Source organism: Enterococcus sp. AZ191 (assembly GCF_051713845.1).
Taxonomy (GTDB): domain Bacteria; phylum Bacillota; class Bacilli; order Lactobacillales; family Enterococcaceae; genus Enterococcus_B; species Enterococcus_B durans.
In genome coordinates, this window is the sequence record NZ_JBIOQS010000001.1 from 1,848,928 (window position 1) to 1,861,107 (window position 12,180).

Sequence of the window (12,180 nt, forward strand, 5' to 3'; positions counted from 1 at the left end):
CCTAAATAAAAAAAGATCAGTCATTTGACTAATCTTTTCTCTCTCCAATGGATTCTCTAATAATCAACTCACTACCACAAATAACTCTAACTGGCATAGTACGAATACCAAGAATCTTATTTTTAGCCAATTCCACGCTCATTTGTCCCATCTCCGCTGCTTTCATTTTTACCGAGGATAGGGCTGGCGTCATAAACTGTGCCATCTCAATATCATCAAAGCTGACTACAGAGATATCTTTAGGTATCGACAACCCTTCTTCAGTGAGCGCCTTATACACACCAACTGCCATGGGGTCACTAGCCACAATGATTGCTGTTGGTCGCGGGTTCATCCGTGCGATTTTTTTCCCAAAATTTAAACCAGTTTCGGGAGACCACTTTCCTTGCAACACATGGATATACTTATCTAGTTTATTCAGAAGCATCCATTTCTTGTAATTTTCCGCCCGAATTTCTTGCTCGTCATAAACAACTTCACCAGAGATCGTCACTCGACTAGCTACCCCACCGATAAAAGCAATATTTTCGTGTCCTTTAGCTTGCAAAATATTCAAAATTTGATGTGTCTTTTGTGGGAAATCAGTTTGGATAGAATCATACAATAGTTCTTCACTGTAATTATCTACCAAAATGAGCTTATCATTGTGCTGACTGATTTCCACTAAGGCCTCAGCTGTCATTTCGCCAATGATAATTACCGCACCATACTTAGCCAATTGGCCCAAGTCTTTGTTTGATTCACGCATTGAAAAGACGCGAATCGTTTTTAGTCGCCATTTTGCAGCTTCTTTTTCGATACCGGTACGAATCATCCTAAAGTAAGGATCATTTCCTTCTGATGCACTATCATGACGAGTGATGATAGCAATCGTATTTTTATCTCCAACTTCACGTGAACTTACTTGATCTTTCTCCTTAGAATAGTTCAACTGATTCGCAATCTCAATGACCCGTCTTCTGGTGTTCTCATTGATACTAAACGTCTCATCATTATTTAAGATTCTGGAAACACTTGCTACGGAGACTCCCGCTAGCTTTGCAATATCTCTCATACTTGCCATACTCGCACCTCGTCCGTTTACTGTTTACTAAACTTACTTTTAAGCATAGGCAATATCCCGTAGACTGTCAACTATAATTTTTCAAATAAAAAAATGCCACTCGATCGATGTGGAGAAAGACTAAGCACACAATAACATCCTATCCTCAACGCCACTTAAATTTAGTAAGTACAAAGCTATTTATCGAAGCGTCGAATTATTGCTCACTTAAGCAGTGTTTCGATTTTTTGCTCTAAACATAAGGCTTTTTTCTATTGATTTTCTTGTATATAACATACCAATCAATCCTCTCTAGCACACTAAAAATCAACAATTTCCATCTAAAATTAAAAAAAGCAGTCCAGATCTTACTCTGAATTGCTTCACTGTATTCGTATTAAGCTTTACGTGTTAGTAAGGCAACTAATTCCACGTGATACGTTTGTGGGAATAGATCGACTGGTTGGATCTTCTCAACTTGGTAGCCTGCATCAGCAAATAGTTTTGCGTCTCTTGCAAAGGTTGCTGGGTTGCACGAAATATAAACGATTTTTTCTGGTTCCATCGCAATTGCTGATTCGATAAAACGGCCATCTAATCCTTTTCTTGGTGGGTCAACAACAATGACAGACGGAGTAATCCCTTTGTCTTGCCATTTTTTCATGACAGTTTCTGCCTTACCGACTTCATAATGTGCGTTTTCAACTTTATTTGTCAACGCATTGAACTGAGCGTCTTCGATTGCTTCATGGATCATTTCCATACCATAGACTTTTTTTACACGGTCTGCTAAAGATAAACCGATCGTACCGATTCCTGAGTAAGCGTCCACGACTACATCTTGTTCATTCAAGTCTGCAAAATCAATAGCATTCTGGTACAATTTCTCAGTCTGCTCTGTATTTACTTGATAAAATGATTTTGAAGAGATACGGTACGTTTTTCCTAGAAGCTGGTCTTCAATATAACTTCTACCATATAAAACCTTTTCTTTATCCCCCAAAATAACATTCGTTTTCTCTTCATTGATATTTTGGATCACTGAAACAACTTCTGGTAATTCTTCATGGATCATCTCTGCAATTTCTTTTCCTTTAAAGAATTTTTCTTTGCGTGTCACAAGTACAACCATCATCTCATGAGAATAATGTCCTCTTCGGATGATGATATGACGGATTTGACCTTCATTTTTTGCTTCATTATAGCCACGGACTTGGAAACGTTGCAATATTTCTCGCACAGCAATGATTGCTTGATCGATTGCAGGGTCTTGGATGTAAAAATCATCGATTTCAATAAGTTCATGGCTATTCTTTTTATAGAAACCTGTTGCTAAACGTCCATCGATTCTTCTTACTGGGATTTGGGCTTTATTTCGATAAGCGACTGGATTTTCCATACCAATTGTCGGTAAAATCTCTACTTCTGGCATTTTGGCAATTTTAGTCATTACATTTTGGATTTGCTTTTGTTTGAATTGAAGTTGTTGTTCATATTTTAAATGCGCTAACGGAGCAATTCCAGTGCGCAACAATCGGTTATCTTCTAAAGGTTGACGATCAGAAGATTCTTTTAGCCAATTCATTACCTTTGCATAACCGAATTTATTTCCAGTTTTTACTACAAGGATCTCCACTTGTTCGCCAGGAAGTGCGTTTTCAATAAAAAGTGGATACCCATCCACTTTGGCTACACCTAATCCTTCGTAACTTAAATCAATGATATCAACGGTATAACGTTCATTTTTTTTAACAGTTTGTTCTTTCATGATTAACTCCTTTATGAGGTTGTAACAGTGCTTGTACAGCTTTTAATTAAGAAGACACAGTATAAAATAGCTTTCATACGCTGTCTTTATCTTCTGTTCAAGGCATTAGTCTCTGAAACATGCGTTCAGATCGTGACAAAAATCTTTAGTTCTAAGTAGAAAAAATAAGCGTGGGACAAAAGTAAGAAACACTTTTGTCTCATTCTTTAAAAACGAATAAATGGTGGGAGCAGAAACGACTCCTTCGGAAATAAGCTGAAATTCACAAAAATTTGAAAAGCAATTTCCGTTGATTTCTTCTTATTTCTCGTAGTTAAACACTTCTGTCCCAGCCTCATTGTTGATTCGCTTCTCGACAACGAAATCGTATTTTCTACCTTATTGATATTAACATACCACAGTTTTGTTGATTTTTCACAAAAAAGAGGTATTATCCCATGTATTCGTGTATTTCATCATACTTAAGTAAGATCAATCGTACTTTTTCAGAAATAAGCCGGATCATCCCGAAAATATCGCAACCTATTTTCGGGATGATCCGGCTTATTTTATCAAACTGATTACTTCTTTTCCCTCTTTTGAACTATTTTTCATTATCCGCGATTTTACCATCGCCGTCAATGTCTTCATCAGTTAAGCGTTCCACTTCTTTGACGAATTCTTTTCCTACTTCATCTAATACTTCTTCATCCGTTCCAGTGATTGCTTCATCTGGGATCTGATCAGTATTTGCGTAAAATTCGATATGTTGGTGTAGATTCTGGAAGTGCATTGGCGCATTACCGCCGTATTCGCCATCTAAGTTGATCATAACAGGACGATTGACGTCATCTTCGGTTTCCACAAACAGACTGCTAGTCTTTGTGTAAATGACACGTGGATCGTCTACATGGCGTCCACCGTTCAACATCAACGCAGCAATATGCACGATCTCAAAGATGTTGGCTGTTTTGACGATGATCAATGAAAATTTACCATCATCTAATTTGGCATCTGGAGCAATTTTTTCAAAACCACCTACAGAGTTCGTTAAACCAAGGAAGAACATCGAGGCATTGCCAATATATTCTCCTTCGTCATACTTCAAGCGCATCTTGATTGGTTTGACTCTCGGCAGCATTTCTGCGCCTTTGGCAAGGTAAGCAAGATAGCCGAAGATACTTTTCAGTTCTGAAGGAACTTCATAGGTTAGTTCTGTCAGATAACCTCCGGCAGCAATATTGATAAAATAGCTATCATCTGTATGACCGATATCCATTTTAACCGTTTGATTCTTTTTGATTACCTCAGCCGCTGCTTTGATGTTGTCACGCGGAATTTTTAATGCCCGTGCGTAGTCATTTGTTGTACCAGCAGGAATAATGGCCATTTTTGGTCGTTGCTCCAGTGATGCAATACCATTTACAACTTCATTGATCGTTCCGTCGCCGCCTGCTGCTACGATCAGGTCAAAACCTGTCTTTGCTGCTCTTGTCGCTTCATTTTTCGCTGAGTTTTCTTCTGGTGTCGTGGCATATGCACTTGCTTCATAGCCAGACTCCTCCAAAGCTTGGAGGATATCGGCTAGATTTTTTTTCAATAGTTCTTTTCCAGAGGTGGGATTATAAATCACTCGAGCTTTTTTCATCATTTACCTCTAGCGTTTTGCTAATTCTTCTTTAAGCAATTTATTGACAATACCAGGATTAGCTTGTCCTTTCGTTGCTTTCATAATTTGTCCAACTAAAAATCCAACTGCGCGGTCTTTTCCATTTTTAAAGTCATCAACGGATTGTTGATTGTTGTCTAAAATTTCATTGATGATCGGCAAAAGTTTTGCTGGATCAGATAGTTGTACCCAACCATTTTTCTCAACTACTTCTTGTGCATCTCCACCACCCGTGATCAACTCGCGGAAGACTTTTTTCGCGATTTTTGAACTGATTGTGCCATCAGCGATCAAGCGGATCATCCCTGAAAGATTTTCAGGTGTTAATTTTGTTTGGGCCAATTCAAGTTTTTCACTATTCAAATATGCAGAAACTTCTCCCATCAACCAGTTAGAAGCTTGTTTTGCATCTGCGCCATTTGCTAATGTTTCTTCAAAGAAATCTGACATTTCTTTTGATAAAGTCAAGACCATCGCATCATATTCAGGTAATCCTAATTCTTGGATATATCGTTGGCGACGAGAAGCTGGCATTTCTGGTAGGCTTGCTTTCACTTTTTGGATCCATTCATCATCGATCACGAATTTTGGAATATCAGGTTCTGGGAAGTAACGGTAGTCACTTGATCCTTCTTTGACACGCATCAAAATCGTTTTGTTTGTTGTTTCATCAAAACGGCGTGTTTCTTGTTGGATCTCGCCGCCTGATAATAAGACTTTTGCTTGACGTTTTTCTTCAAATGCTAGTCCTTTTTTGACAAAAGAAAGAGAGTTCAAGTTTTTCAATTCTGCTTTTGTGCCAAATTCTTCTTGACCATATGGGCGTAAAGAAATATTGGCATCACAACGCATTGACCCTTCTTCCATCTTCACATCACTGACTTCAGTGAATTGGATGATTGAACGTAGTGCTTCTAAATAAGCATAAGCTTCTTCAGGTGAGCGCATGTCTGCTTCAGAAACGATCTCGATCAGTGGCGTTCCTTGACGGTTCAGGTCAACATAGGAGTACCCCCCGATTCCATGCATGTTTTTTCCTGCATCTTCTTCTAAATGGACACGTTCAATACGGATTTTCTTTTTCTTTCCTTCTACTTCGATTTCGATCCAGCCATCATGTCCAATTGGTTGATCAAATTGAGAAATTTGGTACGCTTTGGGATTGTCTGGATAGAAATAGTTTTTACGGTCAAAATGAGTATCTTTTGAGATTTCACAGTTTAATGCAAGAGCTGCTTTCATCCCAAATTCTAACGCAGCTTTATTCATGACTGGCAATACCCCAGGATACCCCCAGTCGATCACATTTGTATTACTGTTTGGTTCAGCGCCGAAGTGAGCTGGTGCCGGAGAGAAGATTTTTGAGTTTGTCTTCAACTCAACGTGGACTTCAAGCCCGATGACTGTTTCAAAATTCATTAGTCTTTCCCTCCTAAGATTGCTGGTTTTTGATTTTTGAATTCTGTTGCTTGTTCAAAAGCATATGCTGCTTGATACATTGTTTTTTCATCAAAATAGTTCCCGATAATCTGTAAACCAACTGGCATGTTTTCAGATAGTCCTGCAGGAACTGACATTCCTGGAAGACCTACCAAATTGACTGGGATCGTCAAGATATCACTCATATACATCGTGATTGGATCATTGATATTTTCACCGATTCCGAAAGCTACGGTTGGTGAAGCAGGGCCGATGATCAAGTCATAGTCAGCAAAAACTTTCTCGAAATCTTGTTTGATCAACGTGCGGACTTGTCCAGCTTTCTTGAAATAAGCGTCATAATAACCTGCACTCAATGAGAATGTTCCTAACATGATACGGCGTTTAACTTCTTCACCGAATCCTTCTGTACGTGAGTTTACATATACGTCTTCAAGATTTTTTACATTTTCAGAACGATAGCCATAGCGGATACCGTCAAAACGTTGCAAGTTCGAGCTTGCTTCTGATGAAGCGATGATATAATACACAGCTACACCATATTTTGAATGGGGTAAGCTGACTTCTTCAACCGTTGCACCTAGGGAACGGAACGTATCCGCTGCTTTAAGGATTGCTTCTTTCACACCAGGAGCAACACCTTCACCAAGATATTCTTTAGGTAATGCGATCTTCATCCCTTTGATGTCACCTGTCAATCCTTCTGCGAAGTTAGGCACAGACACACCTGATGAAGTACCATCTTTTTCGTCATACCCACTGATAGCTGTCAAAGCTAACGCATTATCTTTGACTGTACGGGTCATTGGTCCGATTTGGTCAAGAGAAGATGCGAAGGCAATCAAACCAAAACGGGAAACACGTCCATATGTTGGTTTCATCCCGACGATCCCGTTAAACGATGCAGGTTGGCGAATACTTCCGCCAGTGTCACTACCTAAAGAAACTGGGATTTGACCAGCTGCTACAGCCGCAGCTGAGCCACCTGATGATCCACCAGGAACTTTTGTGTGATCCCATGCATTTTTCGTTTTCTTGAAGTAAGACGTTTCTGTACTACCGCCCATAGCAAATTCATCCATGTTCAATTTGCCGACTGGGATCATGTCTGCTTGGTAAACTTTATCCATTACTGTAGCATCATAGATTGGATCGAAATTGAATAAGATTTTTGAAGCAGCCGTAGTCAAAAGGTCTTTTGTAACGATATTGTCTTTGATACCGATCGGAATACCTGCTAATACGTTACTTTCATCGATTCCTTTTTCATCAAGCGCTTTGGCAATCGCCATTGCTTTTTCTTCATTCAAAGTAATGAACGCGTCGATTTCTGGTTCTGTTTCTTTGATACGATCAAATGTTGCTTTTGTTAGATCTTGTGCAGTGATTTCTTTAGAGACAAGCATTGCATGCAATTCTTCTAAAGAGTGATCATACAATTTTTTCATTATGCGCCAGCCTCCCCATTCTCAATAATTGCTGGCACTTTAATAAAGCCATCTTCTTTTTCTGGTACATTTCTCATTAATTCGTCGCGATTCCAACCTGAATTTGCTCGGTCTTGACGCATAACGTTTACAGTTTCAACCACATTTGATGTAAATGGAACACCTTCAGTATCTACTTCTTCCAGCAATTCCACCATATCAATGATCTTTCCTAATTGGTCGGTAAAACTTGCAAGTTCTTCATCTGCGAACGCAAGTTTTGCTAATTTGGCAACGTGTTTCACTTGTTCTTCACTGATCGCCATACTACCCCTTCTTTCTACACGAGTTAAAAACTTTGCTCTCTATTTTAACATAAGAGTTTGTTATCTGAAATTGTTTCTTGAAATTTATCTGAAAAAAGTTGGACTTCACTCTGGATTTGTCCGACTTTCAGCTAACGCCTCTGCCATTTCTTCTTCTGTCCAAACGGCGATCCCTAATTCTTGTGCTTTCGCCAGTTTGCTTCCAGCCTCTTCACCAGCAACGACGATATCTGTTTTTTTCGAAACACTTCCGGTTACTTTTCCGCCTAGATTCTCGATCGTCTCTTTTGCTTCTTCTCGAGTGAATCGCGTCAGTTTACCAGTTAACACAACTGTTTTGTCTTTAAATGGTGAATCAATCGTTGCGATTTGTGCTGGACGAATCCCTTTGTAGTCAAAATTGACTCCCGCTTGTTTCAGTTCAGCTAATAGATCATGGACCTCTTCATTACTAAAGTAGGTAACTACGCTGTCTGCGATGATATCACCAATCGTATCTAAAGAAATGATCGTTTCAAAATCGCTTTTGCTCAAGCTCTCCAGATCACCGAAATGTTCTGCTAAGATTTTCGCAGCTTTTCCGCCTACATGACGGATTCCTAGTCCAAAGATCAAGCGTTCCACTGAATTTTCTTTACTGTTGTCGATTGCAGTTAAAATATTACTTGCGGATTTTTCTTTGATTTTATCCAAAGTCAATAATTGTTCTTCAGTCAAGTTATAGAGGTCAGCTACATCAGACACCAATTTTTTGTCGTACATTTGTGCTAAAACTCTTGGTCCTAGTCCATCAATATTCATTGCATTACGAGAGACAAAATGATTGAGTCCTTCTTTTATTTGAGCCGGACATTTCGGATTGATACACCGCAAAGCGACTTCTTCATCTAAATGTACGAGCTCACTTTGACAGACTGGACAATGTGATGGTAAGGGATACTCTTCACTGTCATCTGGTCGCTTCTCAAATACTACCTGAGCGACTTCTGGAATAATATCGCCAGCTTTGTAGATTTGAACGGCATCGTTCAAGCGGATGTCCTTCATTTTGATATAATCGCCATTGTGCAGACTTGCTCGACTGACTGTCGTACCAGCCACACGGACAGGAGTCATGATCGCAGTTGGTGTGACAACGCCGGTGCGCCCTACTGTCCAATCGATTGCTTCGATTTTGGTTTCTACCTCTTCAGGTGGAAATTTATACGCTACGGCCCAACGCGGTGCTTTTACAGTAAATCCTAATTGATCTTGCAAAGCAAAATCGTTGACTTTGATGACGATACCATCGATCTCATAAGGGAGATCTACCCGTTTGTCATGGTATTCTTCGATAAATGACCATACATTATCAATCGAATGGCACAAGCGTTTTTCCTGATTGATGTGGAAGCCGATCTTGTTTAATTCTTCTAGCGCTTCATACTGAGTCTTTGCTTTCATTGGACCAAAATCTGCTACTGTGTACAAAAAGGTATCCAGATTTCTTTTAGCTGTTATTTTAGAATCAAGCTGTCGCAAAGAACCTGCAGCTGCATTACGTGGATTTGCAAAGATATCTTGCCCTTCAACTTCCCTTGATTTGTTCAATTGAACAAATGACTTTTTCGGCATAAAGCATTCGCCACGCACTTCGATACTGATTTGATTTTTTAGTTTCAAAGGTACGGATCGCACTGTCTTCAGATTTTCAGTGATGTTCTCGCCGACAGTTCCATCTCCTCGTGTAGCACCTCTGACAAACACACCATTTTCATAGCGCAATGAAACAGACAGCCCATCGATCTTCAATTCACAACAATAATCAACTGGATGCCCAATCGCTTTTTGGACACGCTGATCAAAAGCAAAGAGTTCTTCTTTACTAAATACATCGTTCAAACTATACAATGGAATATCGTGAGTGACTTTTTCGAATCCTGTAAGGACCTTCCCTCCTACGCGTTGCGTAGGAGAATCTGATGTGATCAAATCGGGATACTGTTCTTCAATTGCCACTAATTGCGCATATGCTTTGTCATACACGTAATCTTCGACTGTTGGTTTATCTTCGACATAATACTGTTTAGACCACTGACTTAATTGGGTTCTCAACTCCTCCGCTCTTTTAGCGGCTTCGTCTATCGTCATTTCGTGTTCCATTTTCTTTCCTCCACTCAAGCTTTTTCAATTGGTGCAAAAGCAGCTAATAATCGTTTGACTCCTTGACTAGGAAATGCCACGTCTAGTTCTAGATCTTTTGCTGTACCGCTCACTCTTACGACTGTGCCAGCTCCCCATTTTTTATGTTTGACCTTGTCTCCTGCTTTCCAATCATTGCTTTCCCCGCCTGCAGTTGCTTTTGATGACACGACTGTTGTAGCAGGTTGCTTGTAGATTGGCGTAGCTGCTTTTGATGCAAAAGGTGTGCTTTTTTTCGGTGTAGGCCGCATTCCTTGAATGTCCAACAACTCTTGGTCGATTTCTTCGACAAAACGAGAAGGGCGGTTATACTGTGTTCTACCATATAAAGTTCTTGAGAAGGCATTTGTCAGGTACAGTGATTCTTCTGCCCTAGTGATTCCAACATACGCAAGTCTGCGCTCTTCTTCAAGTTCGCTTTCTTCCATTAGTGCTCTTGATAAGGGGAAAACCCCTTCTTCTAGACCAATCAAAAAGACTACTGGAAATTCTAGGCCTTTAGCTGCATGTAGTGTCATCAAGGTAACTTGGGTAGTTTCTTCTTCTAAGTTATCGATATCTGACACTAAGGCTAGATCATTTAAGAAGACGGTCAGCTTTTCATCTGGCGCGTCAGCATCTTCTTCATTTTGTTTTTCAAACTGTTTATCAAACTCTTGTGTAACGGTTAAGAATTCTTCCAAGTTTTCTAATCTTGCTTGCGATTCTAACGTATTTTGGATCTTTAAGTCTTCTAGATAGCCGCTACGCTCTAGGATTTCTTTCGTCAATTCAGTTACTGTCAGATAAGGCAACATTTGTGTCACTTCACTGATCATTTCACCGAATGCGCCCAATTGCTGTCCTGCTTTACCGCTAATATTGGCTAAATCAACATTTTGAGCCGCTTCTAGCAGTGGCCACTGGTGCATCGTCGCAAAATTTCTTAGTTTCTCGATCGAACCTGGTCCGATTCCTCGTTTAGGCGAATTCACGATTCGTTCAAAACTGATGGAATCTTGCGGATTAGCGATCACATTCAAATACGCCAAAATATCTTTGATTTCTTTTCGGTCATAGAACTTATGCCCTCCGACCATCTTATAAGGGATATTGGCTTTGAGAAGCGTTTCTTCCATCACACGGGATTGGGCATTCGTTCGATATAAAATTGCAAAATCACCATAATCTCGTTGATTTTCTCTTATTTCTTCTTGCATACGGTCAACGATGAATCGTGTTTCATCTCTTTCGTTATCTGCACGATAGTAAGTGATTTTATTTCCTTCACGATTTTCTGTCCAAAGATTCTTTGGTTTACGGTTACTGTTGTTTTCGATGACTTGATTCGCTGCACTTAAAATATTCTTTGTAGAGCGATAGTTTTGTTCTAACAAAATAACACTCGCATCTGGATAGTCTTTCTCAAAATCCAAGATGTTTTGCATATCTGCTCCACGCCAACCGTAGATACTTTGATCCGCATCACCTACAACACATAAGTTTCGGAATCTTTTCGCTAGTAGATTCACTAATGTATATTGGGCATGGTTCGTATCTTGGTATTCATCGACATGGATATAATGGAATTTATTTTGGTAATAAGTCAATGAATCTGGGTGTTCTTCAAACAACCGGATCGTATTCATGATCAAATCATCAAAGTCCATACATTGATTGTATTGTAGTTCTTTTTGGTAAGCCACATAACACTTTGCTGCGATTTCTTCATAATAACTTCCTTGCATTTTTGCAAAGTCTTGTGGCGTTTGCAGACTATTTTTGGCTTGTGATACAGTCCCAAGGATACTTCTTGGATCATACTTTTTAGGATCGATATTCAATTCTTTTAAAATACGTTTCATCAGTGAAAGCTGTTCTGACGAATCAATGATCGTAAAATTACGATTGTAACCGATAAAATCGACATCTCTTCTTAAAATACGCACACACATTGAGTGAAAAGTCGAGACCCAGACATCTTCTCCTCCGTGTTCTAAAATTTTATTGACCCGTTCTTTCATCTCTTTGGCTGCTTTGTTGGTAAAAGTAATCGCAAGGATGTTCCATGGATTTACTTCTTTTTCTTCAATTAAATACGCAATCCGATGGGTCAACACTCGCGTTTTTCCACTTCCTGCGCCAGCCATCAATAGTAATGGCCCTTCCGTGTGAAGAACCGCTTCTTTTTGACGAGGGTTCATCCCGTTCAATAATTCCGTCTTGGATGACATTAACAACATCCTTTCTTTTATCAATCTTCTAAATTATAGCATTTTCCAGCTCTTCCTTAAAGAAAATGTTCGCACCTATATATGCTGAAAATTAGACTTGTCTTGCATAAATAGATGAAAAGAAATTTTTTTCTT

Annotated in this window: 8 protein-coding genes; all 8 read right to left on the bottom strand. The window is 39.5% G+C overall.

Translation table 11 applies throughout. From position 1 onward, the window contains the following. Positions 1-28: 28 nt before the first annotated feature. The 8 genes from IGI47_RS08935 to pcrA all read right to left on the bottom strand — a co-directional run bounded on the left by IGI47_RS08935 (position 29) and on the right by pcrA (position 12,045). The gene (locus tag IGI47_RS08935) at positions 29-1,063 is read right to left on the bottom strand and encodes a LacI family DNA-binding transcriptional regulator (RefSeq protein WP_311930976.1); all 1,035 of its coding nucleotides are present in this window, start codon (positions 1,061-1,063) and stop codon (positions 29-31) included. Between the two features lie 376 nt (positions 1,064-1,439). Beyond that, positions 1,440-2,810, bottom strand: a complete 1,371-nt coding sequence (gene rlmD / locus IGI47_RS08940) for a 23S rRNA (uracil(1939)-C(5))-methyltransferase RlmD (protein WP_438783982.1) — start codon at positions 2,808-2,810, stop codon at positions 1,440-1,442. A gap of 583 nt (positions 2,811-3,393) precedes the next feature. Then, positions 3,394-4,437, bottom strand: coding sequence for a diacylglycerol kinase (locus tag IGI47_RS08945; RefSeq protein ID WP_438783983.1), 1,044 nt, complete (start codon positions 4,435-4,437; stop codon positions 3,394-3,396). Positions 4,438-4,446: 9 nt separating this feature from the next. Then, positions 4,447-5,877, bottom strand: coding sequence for an Asp-tRNA(Asn)/Glu-tRNA(Gln) amidotransferase subunit GatB (gatB, locus tag IGI47_RS08950; RefSeq protein ID WP_438783985.1), 1,431 nt, complete (start codon positions 5,875-5,877; stop codon positions 4,447-4,449). Next, positions 5,877-7,346, bottom strand: a complete 1,470-nt coding sequence (gatA, locus tag IGI47_RS08955) for an Asp-tRNA(Asn)/Glu-tRNA(Gln) amidotransferase subunit GatA (protein ID WP_438783987.1) — start codon at positions 7,344-7,346, stop codon at positions 5,877-5,879. Before gatA ends, gatB begins: the two co-directional genes overlap by 1 nt. Then, complete coding sequence (gene gatC / locus IGI47_RS08960) at positions 7,346-7,651, bottom strand: Asp-tRNA(Asn)/Glu-tRNA(Gln) amidotransferase subunit GatC (protein WP_005879975.1); 306 nt, start codon at positions 7,649-7,651, stop codon at positions 7,346-7,348. Before gatC ends, gatA begins: the two co-directional genes overlap by 1 nt. A gap of 105 nt (positions 7,652-7,756) precedes the next feature. Next, the gene (ligA, locus tag IGI47_RS08965) at positions 7,757-9,793 is read right to left on the bottom strand and encodes an NAD-dependent DNA ligase LigA (protein ID WP_438783988.1); all 2,037 of its coding nucleotides are present in this window, start codon (positions 9,791-9,793) and stop codon (positions 7,757-7,759) included. 14 nt (positions 9,794-9,807) lie between these two features. Continuing rightward, a complete protein-coding gene (pcrA, locus tag IGI47_RS08970; RefSeq protein WP_438783989.1) occupies positions 9,808-12,045 on the bottom strand; it encodes a DNA helicase PcrA in 2,238 nt (745 codons plus the stop codon). Positions 12,046-12,180 lie beyond the last annotated feature (135 nt).